Genomic DNA, 18,017 nt, shown 5'->3' with positions numbered 1-18,017 from the left:
CGGCGGGGGCGCCTGGGCCCTTGCTGGCTGCCTCTTTCCTGAGTCAGCGTCGGTTTTTGAAGTTTCGGCGTCTTCGGGCGCCGTTTGTTTTTTGAAGGAGGCTGCGTGCAATCAGCAAGCAACGAGTGGTTTGACGAGGCGTATTACCAGCGCTTTTACTTTGACAAAAAGACCAGCGTGATCGACCCCGAGCACGCGCGTCGGCTGGGTGCGTTCGTCTGCTCGTATCTTGCGTATCTGCGCGTGCCAGTGCAGCGGGTGCTTGATGTGGGCTGCGGCATAGGCCTGTGGCGCGAGGCGGTGCAGAGGCATTTCCCGGGCGTGCAGTATCAGGGCGTGGAGTTCAGCCCCTATCTGTGCGAGCGCTATGGCTGGGAGCGGGGCTCGGTGGTGGATTGGCAGCCCAAAGATGGCCAGCCTTTCGATCTGGTGATCTGCCAGGGCGTGCTGCCCTATCTGAGCCCGGCCGATCTGAAAAAGGCACTGGCCAATCTGGGCCGGCTGTCGCGCGGCGGGCTCTATATCGAGGCGGTGGCACGTGAGGATTACGAGCGCGACATCATTGACGAAGATCTGACCGACCCGCGCCTGTATCGACACCGTGGCGAGCTGTACCGCCGCGGCCTGCAGCCTCACTTCAAGGAGCTGGGCGGCGGCGTATGGCTGAGCCGTCAGGCGGATATGCCGCTGTTCGAGCTGGAGTGCCTTGGGGGCTGAAACCTCTCGTTCTTGGTGATTTCGGGGCCTGCACCTATATTGCGGGGCTTGCGAACTCACAAGGATATGCAGATGCTTCATTGCTGGATCAAACGCTGCGGAGTCTGGAGCGTTGCCATGGCTGGCGCGGCCCTGCTGCTGGCCTGCTCGGATTCCAAGACCGAAGCCACCGCGCCCCCGGCACAGGCTCCGGCCGCAGCACCGGCCCCTGCGCCTGCCGCCCAGGCCAAGCGTGTGATCGACCAGTTGTTCAGCACCGAGACCATAGGCATGAATCTGGCCTATGCGCAAAAGATTGCCGGCCCGGCCATGCGTTCGGAATTCCACCGCCACCAGTTCCGCGCCGACGGCTGCGATATCACCCTGGTCAGCGACGAAGCCGACAAGGTGATCGAGTCTGTCGAGATCGATATCGCGCCCAGCTGCAATCTCTCGCTCAAGAGCGTGCTGAACGTGTCCGAGGGCCAGCCCGATATCAAGCTCGGCGATCTGACCTTTGGCAGCTTCGAGCCTTTGCTGGACAGCCGCTATTACGCCGACTGCCTGACGCTGTGCGGCAATGCCGCCGACCCCGTGGTCTATCTGGAGGCCAAGGGCTCGCGTCTGACCAACTTCATCAATTACTCGGTGCAGGCCCCCATGGTGGACGGCAAGGTGCTGGATGCGACGGCCGCCTGGCGCGATGCCATGACCAAGGCAGAGTCCGAGGACTATGTGCTGGACACGCGATTCAACTGCGAGCCGGAGCGCTTCAGGAACGTGATTGCCGCCGGACTCAGGCATGCCAGGCCCACGGTGTTCAGCTTTGGCCGTGGTCCGACCTTTGAGCAAGGTGACTGCGACTGAGCGGCGCTCCGGGAGCGTCAGCACTGGAATTGGCAAAGGCGGGACAATCCGGGCATCTGTCCGAACCCGCTGGTGTCCGTCTTGCCCGCTTCCACGCCTTTGTCTCTCACCGCTCTGACCCCGCAGAAAACCGTTGCCTCCACGCTGCCCCCGCACGCCGTCTCGCGCTTGCGCCTGGCGCGGCTGGCGCGCAGCACGCGGCCGTTTATGGCGCGCGGCGGCCCCAAGGGCGAGCGCTGCGAGGGCTGCCGTTTGCGCCCCTCGCACTGCATGTGCGCGTTGCGCCCCGAGCTGGCCACGCGCGCAGCCTTCTGCCTGCTGATGCATGATGCCGAGCCGCTCAAGCCCAGCAACACGGGCTGGCTGATTGCCGATGTGGTGAAGGACACCCATGCTTTCGGCTGGGCGCGTACCGAGGTGGACCCGCAGCTCGGGGCCTTGCTGGCCGATCCACAATGGCAGCCCTATGTGGTGTTTCCCGGCGAATATGCCGAGCCCGCCGAGCGTGTGGTGGAGACGCTGGACGGCGGCGACAGCCGTGCGCTGCAGCCTGGCAGGCGCCCGCTGTTCATACTGCTGGATGCGACCTGGTCCGAGGCGCGCAAGATGTTTCGCAAAAGCCCCTATCTCGATGGCTTTCCCGTGCTCAGCCTGCATCCGGATCTGATCTCTCGCTATCAGTTGCGCAGGTCCAAGCGCGACGACCATTTCTGCACCAGCGAGGTGGCGGCCCTCTGTCTGGAGCTGGTGGGCGATGTCGGCGATATGCAGGCCGGCCGCGTGCTGGAGAGCTATCTGGGCGTGTTCACCGAACGCTATCTGCAGGCCAAGCACCAGCAGCCGGTCGATGAGGCCAGCAGTGCTCACCTGCGCCTGCGTGAACTGATGGGGATGCCCCCCGCCAAACGCGACGCATGAAGCGCCGTGCAGGCATAAGCATTCCACTCAAAGCAATAAACGAACACGGACAATCGGGCCAGGGCCTCATGAGTGCATGAGGTGTGTGCCGGATCGGGTGGGTGATGAGCGCCGATGACCAGAGGTCTCGGCGCTTTTATTTTTCTGGAGTGGGTGATGGACAAGTCGTCGAAATGGGTTGGGCTGGCAGCAGCGCTGGTATGCGCGGGTTCGGCCATGGCTGCGGGCAAGACTGAAGCGGCGAGCTCCACGATCGGTGCCAATATCGACACGGCCGTGGATCTGTCCGCATCGCCCACGCTGCAGCGCTGGCAGGCCGGCGGCACGGTGGTGCTGGGCGTGCGCGAAGCCGCTGTCCCCATGTCCTATGTGATCGGCGCGAACGAAAAATTTGTGGGCTATCACATGGACCTCTGCGAGCGTGTGGTGCAGGCGATTGCGCCCAGGGCGCAGATCAAGTACATGGTGCTGACGCCGCAGAACACCATGCCGCTGATCAACAACGGCACGGCCGATTTCAACTGCGCCAGCATGACCAACAACCTCACGCGCCAGAAGCAGGTGGCGTTTGGTTTGACCACCTATGTCAGCGAGGTGCGCATGGCCGTGCGTGCCGACTCGGGCATCACCTCCTTCAAGCAGCTGCAGGGGCGCAATGTGGGCGCGATCGCGGGCACGACGGCGGTGCAGATTCTGCGCAAATACGCCAGCGACAACGAGCTGAACTTCAAGACGCTGATGAGCAAGGACCAGTTCGAGAGCTTTCTGATGCTGGAGTCGGGTCGCGTCGATGCCTTTGTGCTGGACGACAACATGCTGGCCGGCGTGATCGGCCAGAGCAAGAATCCCAAGGGCTACAAGATCGTGGGCGAGGTGATTGGTGCCGAGCCGATTGCCATCCAGTTCAGCAAGAACGACCCGCAGATCAAGAAGGCCGTGGACGGCGCCATTTTGCAGATGATCCGCTCGGGCGAGCTGCACAAGCTCTACAACAAATGGTTCATGCAGCCCATTGCGCCCAAGAGCGTGAACCTGAACCTGCCCATGGGCGAGGTGCTCAAGAAGCAGCTGGCCGCGCCCAATGACACGCCGCTGGAGCAGTTTGTATTGCACCAATAAAGCGGCAAAGCCACATCAGCCGATAGACTGCAGGGCAAACCGCAAGGGGAGTGTTTGCCGTGCTGGAATACCTGGTCTATCCGCTGATTGCGCTGCTGTTCGTGGTGGTCTTCACGCGTGAGGTGATTGCGCCCGCCTCGCGCAATCTCTGCGACCGGCGCTGGCTGATCTACAGCAGCGCCCTGGGCGCGCTGACACTGGCCTGCACGCTGGCGCTGGGCTGGTTGCTGGAGGAGCGCATTCGCCAGAATGCGCTTTTCGATGTGGGTGCACGCTGGAGTCCGCTGCTGGTGGGGCTGCTGAGCTTTTTCATCACCAGCTTTGTCTTTTACTGGTGGCACCGTGCCACCCATGCGTCCGACCTGCTGTGGCGCGTGTTCCACCAGCTGCATCACAGCGCGCGCCGCATCGAGGTGCTGACCTCGTTCTACGCCCACCCGCTGGACTCCTGCGCTGCCATGCTGCTGAGCGTGATCTCCAGCTACTGGGTGCTGGGCGCCAGCCCGGCGGCGGCGGCCGTGGCCCTGGGGCTGACGGCGGCCTTCGATCTGTTCACCCATGCTGACATACGCACGCCGCGCTGGCTTGGCTATGTGCTGCAGCGCCCGGAGATGCATACCGTGCACCATCAGCATGGCCACCATGCGCAGAACTACGGTCTGCCGCTGTGGGACATGCTGTTCGGCACCTGGATCAATCCCGCCGAGCGCGCGCAGAAGCTGGGCTTTGATGACGACAAGTCCGAGCGCGTGGCCGAGATGCTGCTGTGGCGCGATGTTCACCAGAGTGCACCTGCCTGCGGCCGCCGCAAGTCATCCTGAAGCTTCGAATTTGATAGCTGATGGTGCCGATGGGTGGAGCGCGGCCTGCTGTTTTTGTTCTCAATTGTTAACACGGCCTGCCAAGACCCTGCCAGAGCCCGGCAAGCTCTGTGCCTGGCTTGGGCCGGCGGTAAAAATCTGTTCAAATTGCCCCGGTCTGTTCACCTGTCAACAGATGCCAAGCCGTCTGGCTGCGGGCATTCATAACAATCTGCCGTCTCACCGTCAGTGAGCTGAAGCAGACAAATCGCCTGCCAGGTTCCGGCCCCCCCGAGCGCGTTTTCATGCGCTCTGCGACCCCCGGGTCGCTGCAAAGAGCTGTTACTGCCTCTTTGCTCAAATTCTGAATACTGCTTCAGCCATGTCCTGTACATGGCTGTGATTGTTTGTCTGCAAGCCCGGCCTGTGCCTGGGCGAAAGGAAAGGTGTCCGGTTTTGGTGGAGTCGGCGTTCAAGCTGCGCTACAACCCAGCGCTTGATGGATTGAGAGGCATAGCCATTGTGCTGGTGCTGCTCTCGCACGCACATGCCCCGATGTTCGACGGTGCCTTCTTTGGCGTCGATCTGTTCTTCGTGCTCAGCGGCTTTCTGATCACCTCCTTGCTGCTGATGGAGTATCGGCAGCATGGCAAGCTTGATTACTGGCGTTTTTACCGCCGCCGCTTCTTCCGGCTCATGCCTGCGCTGGCGCTGTTCCTGCTCGCGTACTGCTTGTTCGCCCCCTTTATCTGGCCAGACCTTACGGATATTTATTCGGACGCCCTGGTCTCCATCCTCTACCTGGCCGATTACGGCATTGCCTTCTTCGACAGTCCGGACACGCTGCTGCATATGTGGTCGCTGTCGGTGGAGGAGCATTTCTATCTGATCTGGCCGCCGCTGCTGGTGCTGCTGCTGCGCAAGGCCACGCCGGGCCGGGTCTGGGCGCCGCTTGCGGCGCTGTGGCTGCTGGGCACGCTGTGGCGCATCTTCTGGGTGGTGCAGGGTCAGCAGTTCTACGAAATCTTTTTCCGCTTCGATACGCGGGCCTCGGGTCTGCTGGCCGGCGCCTTGCTGGCGGCGCTGATGATGGAGCGTCCCCAATGGATAGAGCGTCTGCAGTCGTTGCGCGCCTACACCATGTGGTTTGTACTGGCCGTGCCGCTGATCATGGAGCTGGAGTGGGACAACCAGCACGCCATGGTCTGGGGCATTACGGTGGTGGAGTGCGCGGCACTGGTCGTGCTGCTGTCCGTGCAAAAGCCCGCAGGACTGGTCTATGAAATGCTGACGGCACCGCTGCTCATCAAGCTGGGCCAGCTGTCCTATGGCATCTACCTCTGGCATTACCCGGTGGTGCGCTATCTGCGTGCCGATTACTCCTGGCCCGTGACGGTGGTCGCAGGCCTGCTGATCTCTACCGCGCTGTCGGCCCTGTCGTTCTACACGGTGGAGCGCTGGGCCATGCGCCACCGCGACCTGGGGGCGGGCAAAAAGCCCGCGCGCCAGCCTCAGGCGCGCCAGGAGCACGCGCTGCGCGAGGCTACGCGCGGCTCGTGATCGCCCTAAAAGCCTGACCCTGGCTGGGCCAGATACTCGGCCTCTTCGGCGGTGCTGGTGCGGCCCAGAATGTGGTTGCGGTGCGGGAAGCGGCAAAAGCGCTCTATCACCACCTGATGGCGATGGGCGTAGTCCAGCGTTCCGGCCAGATATTCGCGCAGCTCGGCGTCCGTGGCGCTCTGCAGCAAAGCCTCGAAGGCGGCTACGCTGCGTTGCTGCATGGCCGGGTCTTCGGCATGCTCCAGCGGCAGATACATAAAGACGCGGGCCACCTCGGGCAGCAGCCGGTCGCTGCCGGAGTCCATTGCCTGCAGAGCCAGGACCAGCGCCTGCGCGTCACCTGCGAAGCTCTTGGGGGTGTTGCGGTGGATATTGCGTGTGAACTGGTCCAGCAGGATCACCAATGCCAACTGCTGCCACGGACCCTGTGTGCTCCAGTGCTGCAGCGCACCGCCCAGAGCGGCTTGCACCGCAGTGCCAAAGCGCTGGCGCAGCTCCTCGTCGAAGGCCGCCGATTTGGTGAACCACTGCGCCTTGTGCTTGAGGGCATCGGCATTGCCGGGCCTGGCGCTGCCGAACCACTGGGTCAGCACTTGATCGGGCAGGCTGGTGTCCTGGGCAGCAGCGGTCAGCGCCTCGTGGCTGAGGGAAGAGGGATATGCAGTCATGCAAATCATTGTGCATGCACTGCTGCCGTGTGCCGACGGTCAACCCCTGGTGGCGTCGGACGTTAGATAACAGTCTTTTACCTGCAGATTGCGTCAGATAGGGAACTGCGAACACCCATCGAGACTCTGTGGAATAGCAGGCTCAGAGACAATGGATTGCTCAAAAACCATAGCTGACAGCGTTGGTTTATCAAGCGTTTGCATGGGTTTTGAATCAGGTTTTACGGAGTTCGGTGGTCGTGATGAATCGGCGCGCATGGTTGGCAGTGACAGTGTTGGGATTGGGAATGGCTGCCACGGGCTGCTCGGGCAAGTCTGTGCCCAGCAGCGTGAGCGTGAGCCAGCAGAAGCTGCAGGAGATGCTGGCCAAGCGTTTCCCCAGGCAGTTTCCCGTGGCGGGTTTGCTGCATCTGGACCTGAAGGCGCCGCAGCTGAGCATGCGGCCCGAGCGCAATATGCTCAACGCCGTGATCCCGGCCGAGCTCAGCGGCAAGGTGCTCAAGGAGCAGTACAGCGGCCTGCTCAATGTCGATTTCGCGCTGCGCTATGAACCCACTGACCGCTCCTTGCGCGCCTATCAGATCAAGGTCAACCAGCTCAGCATGGACGGGCTGTCGCCTGCACTCAGCGATATGCTGGGCACTTATGCCACGGCCTTGGCTGAGCAGGCCATGGGCCAGGTGGTGCTCTATCAGCTGCAGGACCAGGAGTTGGCGCTGGTCGATGCGCTGGCCATGGAGCCTGGCGCCATCACCGTCACCGCCCAGGGACTGACCGTGGCCCTGGTGCAGAAAGCCGGCCCCGGCAGCAAGCGCTGAGCTGGCAGGCGACAAAAAAGCCCGCAGGCATTTGCCTGGCGGGCTTTTTTGCGGGGCCGTGCGGCGCTCAGCGAGGCTTGGCAATGGGCTCCAGGCCGGTTTCCCGAATCGTCTTGGCGGCGGCGGGCGAGGTGTAGTACTTGAGCAGTTGCTCCAGTCCCTGCGGGTTGGTGGAGGTGTTGGCCGTGCCGGCCGAGAAGATGGTGTAGTGCTGCACCGAATCGGGCAGGGTGCCGACATAGCTGATGCCCTCGATAGGCAGCAGCTCGCTGACCTGTTGCAGGCCGATCTCGGCCTCGCCCCGCGCCACGATGGTGCCCACGCGCTCGGTCACGATCTTCCTGCTCTTGGGCATGACCTGATCGTGAATGCCGAGTTTCCTGAGCATCTGGGTTTCGTAATAGGTGCCGCTGGCGCTGGCCGAGTAGGCAATGCTCTTGGCGTTGAGCAGCACCTGGCGCAGCTTGTCCTCGCTGCTGATGTCGGGGATGGGGGCGCCCTTCTTCACGGCCACGCCCACGGCAGAGCGCACCAGGTCGATCTGGGTGCCGTTGCGCACCAGGCCCTTGGCGGCCAGATCGTCGAGCGCGCCACGCGCCAGAATCACCACATCGGCCTTCTCGCCCTTGCTCAGGCGATTGGGAATGGAGGTGGGCGAGGCGCCCATGGACGAGCCGTAGGCCGACTCCACCGCCAGGCCGGTCTGGGCCGTGAACTGCGGCGCCAGCAGCTTGTGCGCTGCGGTGAAGCCGCCCGAGGTCATGAGGCGCACAGGCTCCTTGGGCGGGCTGCTTGGCTGCTGGGCGCAGCCTGCGGCCAGCGCCACGGCGCTGATCAGCAGGGCTCGGCGGACGGTGAAAAGGGGAAATGGCTTCATCAATGTCTCTCTGTATCGGGCGGGCCTGGTCAGGCCTTGAACCCTTTTTGAATCAACGCAGGCAGCTACGGTTGTCATAGCTTGTGCGGCTTAGCGGATTGTGAAAAGCGGCGACTATTGCGTCCAATACCGTTTGCGTCTGGACTTGATACGAAAATCGTCCTATGGATTTGCGCCGCCTGACCTGTTTTCTGGCTGTGGCCGAGGAGCTGAATTTCAGCCGTGCGGCCCAGCGTTTGCATATGAGCCAGCCCCCGCTGAGCCAGCAGATCCGTCTGCTGGAGCAGGAGATGGGGGCGCAGTTGTTCGAGCGTTCGCGCCGCGCCGTGGCGCTGACGCCAGCAGGCCTGCTGCTGCAGGACAAGGCGCGGCAGATCGTGGAGCTGCACCAGCAGGCGGGCGAGCTGGTGCGCATGGCGGCCCATGGCCTGGCGGGGCGGTTGCGCATCGCCTTCACGGCATCGGTGCCGCTGTTTGATGAGTTCTCCACCATGCTGCGCGACTTTCGCAGCCGCCACCCGCAGGTGGAGCTCGATCTGCAGCATATGACCACGGGCGAGCAGATCGCGGCGCTGACGGCGGGGCAGATCGATATCGGCTTCATGCGCCCGTCGCCAACGTTTCGCATCCCCGTGCCGATCCGGGAGCAGACGCTGTGGCGCGATGAGCTGAAGCTGGCCCTGCCGGTGGCACATGCCAAGGCGGTTGCCGGCGAAGCACTGGCGCTGAGCAGCCTGGCCGATCAGCCTTTTGTGCTGCACCCGGCCGTGCTGGGCGGTGGCCTGCACGAACATATTCTGGCGCTGTGCAGCGAGGCCGGCTTTGTGCCGCGCATCGCCCAGCCGGCGCGCGAGACCTCGACCATGATGGCTCTGGTGGCCGCCGGCCTGGGCCTGTCCATCGTGCCCAGCGTCTACGAGCGAATCTGCCCGCCCGGCGTGGTGCTGCAGCCGCTGGCCGATGCTGCGCGCCACTCGCGCATTGCGCTGGTCAGCATGCAGCAGGCGCCATCACCCTGCGTGCAGATGTTCTGGCAGTTGCTGCGCTGAGCGGCCTGTGCCGTTACGATGCGACAAACCCTTTTTCAGGAGCCTGCCGCATGACCCGCACCCTTGCCGATTTTTCCGTGACCCGCAAATGGCCCGCGCAGCACCCCGAGCGCATCCAGCTGTACTCGCTGCCCACGCCCAACGGCGTGAAGGTGTCGATTGCGCTGGAGGAAATGCAGCTGCCCTACGAGGCGCACCTGGTCAGCTTCCAGACCAATGACCAGCTCACGCCAGAGTTTGTCGGCACTTTCCCCAACAACAAGATTCCCGCCATCATCGACCCGCAAGGTCCGGGCGCAAAGCCGCTGGCGCTGTTCGAGTCGGCGGCCATCCTGATCTATCTGGCCGAGAAGAGCGGCAGCCCGCTGCTGCCGGCAGACCCCGCAGCGCGCTACGAGACGCTGCAGTGGCTGATGTTCCAGATGGGCGGCGTGGGCCCCATGTTCGGCCAGGTCGGCTTCTTCCACAAGTTCGCGGGCAAGGACTTCGAGGACAAGCGCCCGCGCGACCGCTACATCAACGAGTCCAAACGCCTGCTGGGCGTGCTGGAGCAGCGCATGCAGGGCCGCGAGTGGATCATGGGCGAGCAGATCACGATTGCCGACATCGCCCTCTGGCCCTGGGTGCGCAATATGGTTGACGAGAACGGCTACAACGCCGCCGAGCTGGTGGGCTGGAGCGAGTTCCCCGAGTTGCAGCGCGTGCTCAAGGCCTTCATGGCCCGCCCGGCGACGCAAAAAGGCCTGAACATTCCGGCGCGCGGCTGAGCACCGGCTCGGGCAGTTGCAGGCTTGCCGTTGTTGCAAAAGCGGCAAGTACTGTCCCAGCGGTGATGTCTTTCAAACCCGTGGGCTGGCCTTATCTTCGAGACTTCAGGCCCTGCAGCTGGCAGCGGCTTCTCAAGAGGAGAACTCCATGACCACGAATCGCCCACCCATTCTGGAAAGTGCCCCCCTGGGCCCGCGCTGGCCCTGCCTGGACCCCTTCCTGTTCTGCGCTCACCACGATGACAGCTATCCGGCCAGCAACGGAAAGATGGGCGTGCAGGCCGTGGAGTTCCAGGGGCGCGAAATGGGCAGCGACTTCAGCGCCAGAGACGGTTTCTCGATGTACCACGGCGAGCCGATTCCGGGCTTCCCGGGCCACCCGCATCGCGGCTTCGAGACCGTGACCCTGGTGCGCAAGGGCCGCATCGACCATGCGGACTCGCTGGGCGCAGCCGCGCGCTTCGGCGGCGGCGATGTGCAGTGGCTCACGGCCGGCAAGGGCATCCAGCACTCGGAGATGTTTCCGCTGCTGAGCAGCGACCAGCCCAATCCGCTGGAACTGTTCCAGATCTGGCTGAACCTGCCCGCCAGGAACAAGATGGTGGAGCCCCACTTCACCATGTTCTGGAACGAGCAGATTCCGCGCCTGAGCTTCAGCGACGCGGCGGGCAGGAAAACCACCGTCACCGTGGTGGCTGGTGCCCTGGACGGTGCGGACAAGGCTTTGCCGCCACCACCCGAATCCTGGGCTTCCCAGGCCGACAGCGATGTGGCCATCTGGACGCTGGAGCTGGAGCCCGGTGCCCGCTGGAGCATGCCCAGGGCAGCAGGTGACCAAACTCACCGCATGCTCTACTTCTTCGTCGGCAAGAGCATGACTGTGGGTGGCGAAACCGTGAACGGCCATCTGGCCATGCATGTCGACGCTCAGCGTGAGCTGGAGCTGGTCAACACCGGCGATGTCAGTGCAGAGCTGGTGCTGCTGCAGGGTAGGCCGATTGGCGAGAAGGTGGCGCAATACGGCCCCTTTGTGATGAACACGCAGGAGGAGATCATGCAGGCCATGCAGGACTATCGCCGCACCCAGTTCGGCGGCTGGCCCTGGAAGGACAACGACCCGGTGCATGGCACCGAGAACCGCCGCTTTGCACGCTACCCGGGCGCCGACGTCGACGAGCTGCCGCCCGGGGCCTGATAAGACCGGGTTCAGGGGGCGAAGCTGGCAGCCTCCGGCATGCGCCCCAGCTCCCCGAGCACCCTGAGCGTGACCGCCATGCCGGTGTTGCCCGCAGGCACACCGGCATAGACGGCGGTCTGCAGCAGCACCTCGCGAATGGTGTCCAGATCCAGCGGCGCGGCCTCGCTGTCGGCCGGGTCGGCCTGCAGTCCCGTGCGTATGTGCAGCTCGAACTCCTCCCAGCGCCCCATGGCGGCCGTGATGGCCAGCACCATGATGCGGCGCGTGCGGCGCTCCAGGCCCGGGCGGCTCCAGATGCCGTCCCAGGCATAGGCGGTGATCATGCGCTGGAACTCCACATTGAGCACATTCGCGTTCTCCACGGACCGCTGCACCCAGGCATCACCGAGCACGCGGCGGCGATTGGCCAGGCCGCGCTGCAGGCTGTCGGTGGTTTCAGGGACAGGGGGCGGTGTGTTGTGCATTGACGGGGCTTTCTTCAAGGGTGGCCGCCGCACGGCTGGCCAGAAGGGCCAGGCATTCGCGCTGCGAAGCCTGTACGGCCTGCTGCGGGTCGCAGGCCAGTGACAACGCGCGTCGCAGTGCGGCCAGCTGTTCGGGGGTGAACTCGGGAGCGGTGCGGCTGGCGGCCCATTGCACGAGCAGCTCCTGCAGGTCGCACTGCTGCTCCAGCGCCAGGGGGGCGAGCTGCTCCACGGCGGCCAGGGCTTCATGCTTGCCGGTGAAGGGCGCCAGCGCATGCACGCAGGCCTCAGAAAACACCAGGCCTCGCAGGCCGGCCACATGCTCCAGCATGCGCCGCGGGTGGACCTGGAGCGTCTGCGCGGCCTGGCGCAGTGCGGCGGCCGCGCCATGGGCATGGCGCCACAGATCGGGCCAGTGGGCGACCTCCGCCTGCCATTCACCCAGCGCGCGCTCGTGGGCCTGGGCCATGCAGCTCAGCAGCAGGGCGGCCAGCGGCGGCACGGCCTGGGTCTGGGCGACGGCCTGCATGCAGTGCACGGGATTGCGCTTGTGCGGCATGGCGCTGGAAGTGCTGCCGCGCGCGGCCTCGCTGATCTCTGCGACCTCGTACTGCGACATCAGCGACCAGTCGCGCGCCAGCTTGGACAGGCTGCCGCAGCACACGGCCACTTCCATGGCCAGGCGCATCCAGCTGTCGCGCTGCGTATGCCAGCTGTGGCCGCAGGCCTCCAGGCCCAGCTGCCGCGCCAGCGCCTGCTCCACCGCCAGCCTGTGCGTGCCCAGGGTTGCGCCATTGCCCACGGCGCCGCCCAGCTGCACGCACAAGGCCAGGGGCGCCAACTGGGCGAGCTGGTCGATGCTGCGTTGCAGCGCCGCAGCCGACTGTGCGCATTTGAGGCCGAAGCTCGTGATCTGTGCGGGTTGCAGCAGGCTGCGCGCCAGCATGGGCGTGGCCGCATGCCGTGCGGCCAGCTCCCGCAGTGCTGCGACCAGGGCCTGCAGCTCGGCCCGCAGGGCCTGCAGTGCCTGCCGGGTGAGCAGGGCACTGGCCGTGTCCACGGCATCCTGTGTGGTCGCGCCCCAGTGCAGCCAGGGCAGGCCCTGGGGGGCATGCGCCTGCAGCCACTGCTGTAGCGGCTTGACCAGGGCCAGGCCCAGCGCACCGCTGGCGCGAGCTTGCTCGGCAATGCGGTCGCGGTCCAGAGGCGCCTGCGCGCAGGCGCTGGCAATGGCCTGGGCTGCGGGCTCCGGAATCAGTCCGCAATCGGCTTGCGCACGGGCCAGGCCGGACTCGAAGCGCAGCAGTGCCTGCAGCCACTGCGCATCGGAAAACCAGGCGCCGCCGTCGGCCGGGCCCAGATAGTCTTTCACCAGGGTCATATTGCTCGCTCCGGCCTCAGGCCGTGGCTCCCGATGCCTTGATCACCGCTGCCCATTTGCTGCTTTCCTGGCGGATGCGGGCTGCGTATTGTTTGCTGTCGCCCAGCAGCGGCACGGCCCCTTCCACCTCCAGGCGCGACTGGAAGCTGCTGGAGGCCGCTACCTTGAGGATGTCGCGACCCAGCGCGCCGACGGTCTCTTGCGTCGTGCCCTTGGGGGCCAGCACGCCATAGGTCAGCGAGCTCTCGAAATCCGCCAGGGCCGGCACACCGGACTCGGCCACCGTAGGCACATCGGGCAGCTGGGGCTGGCGTTTGGCACCGGTCACGGCCAGGGCGCGCAGCTTGCCGGCCTTGACCAGGGCCATAGCCGCCGGGATCACTCCGAAGCTGAAGTCCACATTGCCGCCGACCAGATCGGTCAGCGATGGCGCGGTGCCCTTGTACGGCACATGGATGGCCCTGGCGCCCAGGGCATGGGCGAACATCTCGCCCGTGAGGTGACCGCCCGTGCCGGCGCCGCTGGAAGCGTAGTTGAGTTCACCGCTGCGGCGGCGCAGCAACTCGGCCAGCTGGGCCACGTTCCTGGCGGGCGAGGCTGCAGGCACCACCAGCAGCAAGGCCGAGGAGGCGAACATGGCTACCGGTTGCAGATCGGTGGAGGCATTGAACTTGAGGCCCGGGTAGAGCGAGGGATTGATGGACACCGTGCCCGTATGGCCGAGCAGGAAGATGCTTCCGTCGGCGGGAGCGCGCACCACCATCTCCGTGCCCAGATTGCCGCCCGCACCGGCCTTGTTCTCCACGATCATGCCGTAGCCCAGGGAGCCGTTGAGGCCGTGGGCCATTTGCCGCGCCAGCACATCGTTGCCGCCGCCGGGCGCGAAAGGCACGACGATGCGCGTGCTGCGACGCTGGGCCCAGGCGGGCAGGGCGGCAGCACCCATGCCGGCCGTTGCGATGGACAGCCAGTGGCGACGGCTGAGGAAATCGGACTCGCGCATTTTCTTGTCTCCTTGTCAATTCGTTGCCCGCAGTGTGGTCCAGGCCAGCGCCGGAAAACAGGGCTTGCGGCTGGCATTTGTTTGAAGAAAATGTGTGAAATGGACGTTAAGTACATACACAATTTCTTGCGCGTCGTGCAGACCGGCTCCATGTCCGAAGCCGCGCGCCAGCTCGACCTCAGCCCTTCGGCCATCGCCCAGCAGATGCGCGTGCTCGAAACCGGGCTGGGCGCTGCCCTGCTGGTGCGCCATGGCCGCAGCGTGCGCGCCACCGCAGCCGGCGAGCGCCTTTTCGAGCGCGGGCAGCGGCTGCTGCAGGACTTCGACGGTCTGCGTGAATGGGTGCAGGGCGATGCCGATGGCGGTGAGCTGCGCCTGGGCACGGTGAACACGGCCCTGCACGGTTTTCTGCCCGCCGTCCTGCAGGCCTTCGTGGCCCGTCACGAGCAGGTGCGCATCAGCGTGCGTGCGGGGCTCACGCCTGAGCTGTACACCGCCCTGGTGCAGTCCGAGCTCGACGTGCTGATCTGTCTCAAGCCCTCCTTCGACCTGCCCAAGACCGTCTGCTGGGCCGAGCTGCGCGACGAACCCCTGGTCGTGCTGTGCCGCCGTGAGGACGCGCATCAGGACCCGCTGGCGCTGCTGCGCAGCCGCCCCCTGGTGCGCTATGACCGCGCGCTGGCCGGCGGGCGCCTGGCCGACCGCTACCTCAAGGCCCAGGGCATAGTTCCCGTGGAGCGCATGGAACTCAACTCGGTCCTGGCCGTGGCCATGATGGTCGACCAGGGGCTGGGCGTAGGCCTGGTGCCCGACATCGGCAGCGTACTGGCCCAGGGACGCGAGGTGTGTGCGCTGGCGCTGCCGGACGGGAGCACGGGCTGCGGGTCTGGCGGCACGGGCGACCGCGCCCCGGACGCTCGCAAGGTCGGCCTGCTGTGGCTCAACACCTCGGCCCGTGCGCGCTGGGCGCGCAGCCTGCTCGACTGCGCGCGGCAATGCCTGGGGTGACGCCCGCTCAGCTGAACTCTCCTGCGAGAAAATCCACCACGGCGCGCACGCGCGGTGCCAGGGACCTGCCGCGCGGATACAGCAGATAGAAGCGGTCGTCCTCGCTGCGCTCCTGGAACTGCGGCAGCAGCGGCACGAGGGTTCCGCGCTCCAGGTCGGCGGCGATGTGGAAGTGGGCCAGCCGCACCACGCCGTGGCCCAGCAATGCCAGGCTGCGCAACAGCTCGCCCTGGTTGGCGCCGATGTGGCTGGGGATGTCTATGGTCTTGAGCCCGCCTTCCTCGTGGAAGGTCCAGCGGTTCCACTGCGTGCGTATGGTGAAGTTCAGGCAGCGGTGCTGCAGCAGGTCCTCGGGTTGTTCGGGATGGCCAAAGCGCTCGAGATACTGCGGAGCCGCGGCTATCACCCAGGGCCTGAGCATCAGCGGGCGGCCGATCAGCGTCTGCTCCGTTGGCCTGCCGCTGTGGATGGCGACGTCTATGCCCTGGCGTACGAAGTCGCCGCGTTCCGTGCCAAGGACGAAGTCCAGATGCAGGCGCGGATGCCGGTCAAGCAGCAGGTGCAGGCGCGGTGCCACCAGGTACTTGGCCGTGGTCAGCGCCGTATGGATGCGCACCGTGCCCGAGATTTCGGCATCGGCCACGCGCACACAGGCCTCGGCCTGCTCCATGGTCTGCACCACGCGCTGGCTGGCGATGCGAAAGCGCTCGCCTTCTTGGGTGAGGCGTATGGCTGCGGCAATCCGCTCGAACAGCCGCACGCCAAGTCGTGCCTCCATGCGCGCGATGAGCTTGCTCACCGCCGAAGGCGACATCCCAAGCCTTCGGCCGGCACCGGAAAAACTACCTTCCTCGATCACGCGCAGGAATACCGTCATCTCGCCGAACTGGTCCATCTAAGGTCTTCGCTCCCTGTGAAATTGATTCACATGCGCTGTGCGCGCGCATGCGTTGTCTCTTGAAAAACGACTGTACAGAATGGCTTCAGCCCCCAGGTCTGGGGGAACAACGGAGACAAGCGCAATGAATGACAGCAAGATCCTGCGCATAGGCGCGGGAGCCGCCTGGTGGGGTGACCGCATCGAGCCCGCGGCGCTCAACGCCGAGCATGGCCGGCTCGACTACCTGTGCTTCGAGACCATGGCCGAGGCCACGGTCTCCGCCGCGCAGGTCAGGGCCAGACGGGACCCGTCCTTCCCGGGCTACGACACCTATCTCGACGACCGCATGCGCGCCGTGCTGCCTGCATGCATGCGCCAGGGCACGCGCATCATCTCCAACCAGGGCTGGATCAACCCGCAGGGCGCGGCCCGGCGCATCGTCGAGCTGCTGCGCGAGCTGGACATCACCGGCGTCAAGGTGGCGGCCGTGGGCGGCAGCCTGATCACCGACCGCGTGCTGTCGCTGGCCCCCACCATCCTGGAGACCGGCGAGCCCACGCAGAGCATTGCCCACTCGCTGATCTCGGCAGAAGCCTATCTCGGGGCCGGCCCCATCGTCGACGCTCTGGCTGAAGGCGCGCAGATCGTGGTCACGGGCCGGGTGGCCGACCCTTCGCTGTTTCTGGCCCCCATGGCGCATGAGTTCGGCTGGGACCTGCTGGACCATGAGCGCGTGGGAGCCGGCAGTGCGATAGGCCATCTGATGGAGTGCGGGGCCCAGGTCACCGGGGGGTATTTTGCCGATCCGGGCCTCAAGGACGTGCCTGAGCCCTGGAACCTGGCCTTTCCCATCGCCGAGGTCGATGCCGAAGGCGGCGTGACCCTGTCCAAGGTGGACGGCACGGGCGGCATGATCAGCTTGCAGACAGTCAAGGAGCAGATGCTCTACGAGGTGCACGACCCCGCGAACTACATCACGCCCGATGTGGTGGTCGACTTCACACAGGCCCGCATCGAGCAGCTGGCGCCGGACCGCGTGCGCGTGACGGGTCTCACTGGCAAGCCGCGCACGCCCACGCTCAAGGTCTCCATGGGATGCACCGAAGGCTTCATCGGCGAGGACATGTTCTTCTACGCCGGCCCCGGCGCGCTGCGCCGCGCCCAGCTGGCCAGGCGCATCCTGGAGGAGCGCTTGCGCATCGTGAAGCTCGATGCTGAAGAGGTGCGCATCGACTTCCTCGGCCTGAATGCCGTGCATGGCGCTGCCACCCCGGCGGATGCGCCCGAGCCCTATGAAGTGGCCGTGCGCGTGGCGGCTCGTACCCGTTCGCGCGAGGAGGCGGTCAAGGTGGGGCGGGAAGTGGACGGCATGGCGGTCTCGGGGATTGCCCACACCGGCAAGCGCGTGCCGCATCAGGAGCGCACGCGCGAGGTGATAGGCGTGTGGTCCTCGCTGGTGGCGCGCGAGCAGGTGACGGCGCATATCGACTACTTCACGAGCTGAGCAGGAGAGCAAAGCATGCAGGACATGAACCAGGACATCCGGGTGCCGCTGGAGCGGGTGGCGCACACGCGCTCGGGCGACAAGGGCAATACTTCCAACATCGCCGTGTTTGCCTATGAGCCCGAGCTCTATGCGCTGCTCAAGCAGCAGCTGAGCGCCGAACGCTTCAAGGCCTTTCATGGCCGGGCCATCACCGGCGAGGTGCTGCGCTACGAGGCCGATAACCTGCACGCGCTGAACTTCGTGGCGCACGGTGCGCTGGGCGGCGGCGTCTCGCGCAGCCTGTCGGTGGACAACTACGGCAAGGCGCTGTCGGCGGCCATCCTGGGCTTCGAGCTGCTCGTGCCCGCAGCGCTGGTTCCGCTGCTGCGCAGCCGTGCGCCGGGCTGAACTGGCACCGACATCCAGTACGGGCATCTGCCGCATATTCCAAAAAACAC

At 65.3% G+C, this 18,017-nt stretch carries 19 protein-coding genes; 13 read left to right on the top strand and 6 right to left on the bottom strand.

All coding sequences use genetic code 11. The annotated features are described in order from the left end of the window. Positions 1–105: 105 nt before the first annotated feature. From QYQ99_RS10290 to QYQ99_RS10265, 6 genes are all read left to right on the top strand, one after another. On the top strand, positions 106–717 hold the full coding sequence (locus QYQ99_RS10290; protein ID WP_302092540.1) for a class I SAM-dependent methyltransferase: 612 nt from the start codon (positions 106–108) through the stop codon (positions 715–717). A gap of 72 nt (positions 718–789) precedes the next feature. Further along, the gene (locus tag QYQ99_RS10285; RefSeq protein ID WP_302092539.1) at positions 790–1,563 is read left to right on the top strand and encodes a hypothetical protein; all 774 of its coding nucleotides are present in this window, start codon (positions 790–792) and stop codon (positions 1,561–1,563) included. 81 nt (positions 1,564–1,644) lie between these two features. Then, on the top strand, positions 1,645–2,481 hold the full coding sequence (locus QYQ99_RS10280) for a tRNA-uridine aminocarboxypropyltransferase (RefSeq protein ID WP_302092538.1): 837 nt from the start codon (positions 1,645–1,647) through the stop codon (positions 2,479–2,481). Positions 2,482–2,637: 156 nt separating this feature from the next. Then, positions 2,638–3,600, top strand: coding sequence for a transporter substrate-binding domain-containing protein (locus QYQ99_RS10275; RefSeq protein WP_302093150.1), 963 nt, complete (start codon positions 2,638–2,640; stop codon positions 3,598–3,600). Between the two features lie 59 nt (positions 3,601–3,659). Continuing rightward, positions 3,660–4,421, top strand: a complete 762-nt coding sequence (locus tag QYQ99_RS10270; protein ID WP_302092537.1) for a sterol desaturase family protein — start codon at positions 3,660–3,662, stop codon at positions 4,419–4,421. Between the two features lie 435 nt (positions 4,422–4,856). Further along, on the top strand, positions 4,857–5,960 hold the full coding sequence (locus QYQ99_RS10265) for an acyltransferase family protein (protein ID WP_302092536.1): 1,104 nt from the start codon (positions 4,857–4,859) through the stop codon (positions 5,958–5,960). Positions 5,961–5,965: 5 nt separating this feature from the next. Here QYQ99_RS10265 and QYQ99_RS10260 read toward each other — a convergent pair whose 3' ends face one another. Then, entirely contained in the window at positions 5,966–6,628 is a 663-nt protein-coding gene (locus QYQ99_RS10260; RefSeq protein ID WP_302092535.1) for a DUF924 family protein, read from the bottom strand. Positions 6,629–6,915: 287 nt separating this feature from the next. On the opposite strand from QYQ99_RS10260, the gene QYQ99_RS10255 reads away from it, so the two are divergent. Next, a complete protein-coding gene (locus QYQ99_RS10255) occupies positions 6,916–7,446 on the top strand; it encodes a DUF1439 domain-containing protein (RefSeq protein WP_302092534.1) in 531 nt (176 codons plus the stop codon). Positions 7,447–7,513: 67 nt separating this feature from the next. On the opposite strand, the gene QYQ99_RS10250 is transcribed toward QYQ99_RS10255, so the two are convergent. Next, complete coding sequence (locus QYQ99_RS10250) at positions 7,514–8,323, bottom strand: substrate-binding domain-containing protein (RefSeq protein WP_302092533.1); 810 nt, start codon at positions 8,321–8,323, stop codon at positions 7,514–7,516. Between the two features lie 164 nt (positions 8,324–8,487). Here QYQ99_RS10250 and QYQ99_RS10245 point away from each other — a divergent pair, with 164 nt between their 5' ends. The 3 genes from QYQ99_RS10245 to QYQ99_RS10235 all read left to right on the top strand — a co-directional run bounded on the left by QYQ99_RS10245 (position 8,488) and on the right by QYQ99_RS10235 (position 11,334). Then, positions 8,488–9,372, top strand: a complete 885-nt coding sequence (locus QYQ99_RS10245; protein WP_302092532.1) for a LysR family transcriptional regulator — start codon at positions 8,488–8,490, stop codon at positions 9,370–9,372. Between the two features lie 50 nt (positions 9,373–9,422). Continuing rightward, positions 9,423–10,139, top strand: a complete 717-nt coding sequence (locus QYQ99_RS10240) for a glutathione binding-like protein (RefSeq protein WP_302092531.1) — start codon at positions 9,423–9,425, stop codon at positions 10,137–10,139. Positions 10,140–10,287: 148 nt separating this feature from the next. Beyond that, positions 10,288–11,334: a pirin family protein gene (locus QYQ99_RS10235; protein ID WP_302092530.1), complete on the top strand. Its 1,047-nt coding sequence runs from the start codon at positions 10,288–10,290 to the stop codon at positions 11,332–11,334. Positions 11,335–11,345: 11 nt separating this feature from the next. On the opposite strand, the gene QYQ99_RS10230 is transcribed toward QYQ99_RS10235, so the two are convergent. From QYQ99_RS10230 to QYQ99_RS10220, 3 genes are read right to left on the bottom strand one after another with little or no spacing between them, the layout of a single operon-like run. Further along, on the bottom strand, positions 11,346–11,801 hold the full coding sequence (locus QYQ99_RS10230; protein WP_302092529.1) for a carboxymuconolactone decarboxylase family protein: 456 nt from the start codon (positions 11,799–11,801) through the stop codon (positions 11,346–11,348). Continuing rightward, the gene (locus tag QYQ99_RS10225; RefSeq protein ID WP_302092528.1) at positions 11,773–13,182 is read right to left on the bottom strand and encodes a lyase family protein; all 1,410 of its coding nucleotides are present in this window, start codon (positions 13,180–13,182) and stop codon (positions 11,773–11,775) included. Before QYQ99_RS10225 ends, QYQ99_RS10230 begins: the two co-directional genes overlap by 29 nt. Positions 13,183–13,198: 16 nt before the next feature. Continuing rightward, positions 13,199–14,185, bottom strand: coding sequence for a Bug family tripartite tricarboxylate transporter substrate binding protein (locus QYQ99_RS10220; RefSeq protein ID WP_302092527.1), 987 nt, complete (start codon positions 14,183–14,185; stop codon positions 13,199–13,201). 99 nt (positions 14,186–14,284) lie between these two features. Here QYQ99_RS10220 and QYQ99_RS10215 point away from each other — a divergent pair, with 99 nt between their 5' ends. After that, complete coding sequence (locus tag QYQ99_RS10215) at positions 14,285–15,193, top strand: LysR family transcriptional regulator (protein WP_437439067.1); 909 nt, start codon at positions 14,285–14,287, stop codon at positions 15,191–15,193. Between the two features lie 7 nt (positions 15,194–15,200). On the opposite strand, the gene QYQ99_RS10210 is transcribed toward QYQ99_RS10215, so the two are convergent. Then, positions 15,201–16,088: a LysR family transcriptional regulator gene (locus tag QYQ99_RS10210; protein ID WP_302092525.1), complete on the bottom strand. Its 888-nt coding sequence runs from the start codon at positions 16,086–16,088 to the stop codon at positions 15,201–15,203. A 127-nt stretch (positions 16,089–16,215) separates the two neighbouring features. On the opposite strand from QYQ99_RS10210, the gene QYQ99_RS10205 reads away from it, so the two are divergent. Both QYQ99_RS10205 and QYQ99_RS10200 read left to right on the top strand, forming a co-directional pair. Further along, positions 16,216–17,577, top strand: a complete 1,362-nt coding sequence (locus QYQ99_RS10205; protein WP_302092524.1) for an acyclic terpene utilization AtuA family protein — start codon at positions 16,216–16,218, stop codon at positions 17,575–17,577. 15 nt (positions 17,578–17,592) lie between these two features. After that, entirely contained in the window at positions 17,593–17,967 is a 375-nt protein-coding gene (locus QYQ99_RS10200; RefSeq protein ID WP_302092523.1) for an AtuA-related protein, read from the top strand. Positions 17,968–18,017: the final 50 nt, after the last annotated feature.

Origin of the sequence: Comamonas testosteroni (assembly GCF_030505195.1) — a bacterium.
Lineage (GTDB): Bacteria > Pseudomonadota > Gammaproteobacteria > Burkholderiales > Burkholderiaceae_C > Comamonas > Comamonas testosteroni_G.
This window is presented reverse-complemented; position numbering and strand designations above follow the sequence as displayed.

Excerpts from the sequence above, each read along its gene's own strand:
- QYQ99_RS10285 (WP_302092539.1), top strand. The coding sequence starts at position 790 with ATGCTTCATTGCTGGATCAAACGCTGCGGAGTCTGGAGCGTTGCCATG.
- QYQ99_RS10275 (WP_302093150.1), top strand. The coding sequence starts at position 2,638 with ATGGACAAGTCGTCGAAATGGGTTGGGCTGGCAGCAGCGCTGGTATGC.
- QYQ99_RS10260 (WP_302092535.1), bottom strand. The coding sequence starts at position 6,628 with ATGACTGCATATCCCTCTTCCCTCAGCCACGAGGCGCTGACCGCTGCT.
- QYQ99_RS10255 (WP_302092534.1), top strand. The coding sequence starts at position 6,916 with ATGGCTGCCACGGGCTGCTCGGGCAAGTCTGTGCCCAGCAGCGTGAGC.
- QYQ99_RS10250 (WP_302092533.1), bottom strand. The coding sequence starts at position 8,323 with ATGAAGCCATTTCCCCTTTTCACCGTCCGCCGAGCCCTGCTGATCAGC.
- QYQ99_RS10245 (WP_302092532.1), top strand. The coding sequence starts at position 8,488 with ATGGATTTGCGCCGCCTGACCTGTTTTCTGGCTGTGGCCGAGGAGCTG.
- QYQ99_RS10240 (WP_302092531.1), top strand. The coding sequence starts at position 9,423 with ATGACCCGCACCCTTGCCGATTTTTCCGTGACCCGCAAATGGCCCGCG.
- QYQ99_RS10235 (WP_302092530.1), top strand. The coding sequence starts at position 10,288 with ATGACCACGAATCGCCCACCCATTCTGGAAAGTGCCCCCCTGGGCCCG.
- QYQ99_RS10230 (WP_302092529.1), bottom strand. The coding sequence starts at position 11,801 with ATGCACAACACACCGCCCCCTGTCCCTGAAACCACCGACAGCCTGCAG.
- QYQ99_RS10225 (WP_302092528.1), bottom strand. The coding sequence starts at position 13,182 with ATGACCCTGGTGAAAGACTATCTGGGCCCGGCCGACGGCGGCGCCTGG.
- QYQ99_RS10220 (WP_302092527.1), bottom strand. The coding sequence starts at position 14,185 with ATGCGCGAGTCCGATTTCCTCAGCCGTCGCCACTGGCTGTCCATCGCA.
- QYQ99_RS10215 (WP_437439067.1), top strand. The coding sequence starts at position 14,285 with ATGGACGTTAAGTACATACACAATTTCTTGCGCGTCGTGCAGACCGGC.
- QYQ99_RS10210 (WP_302092525.1), bottom strand. The coding sequence starts at position 16,088 with ATGGACCAGTTCGGCGAGATGACGGTATTCCTGCGCGTGATCGAGGAA.
- QYQ99_RS10205 (WP_302092524.1), top strand. The coding sequence starts at position 16,216 with ATGAATGACAGCAAGATCCTGCGCATAGGCGCGGGAGCCGCCTGGTGG.
- QYQ99_RS10200 (WP_302092523.1), top strand. The coding sequence starts at position 17,593 with ATGCAGGACATGAACCAGGACATCCGGGTGCCGCTGGAGCGGGTGGCG.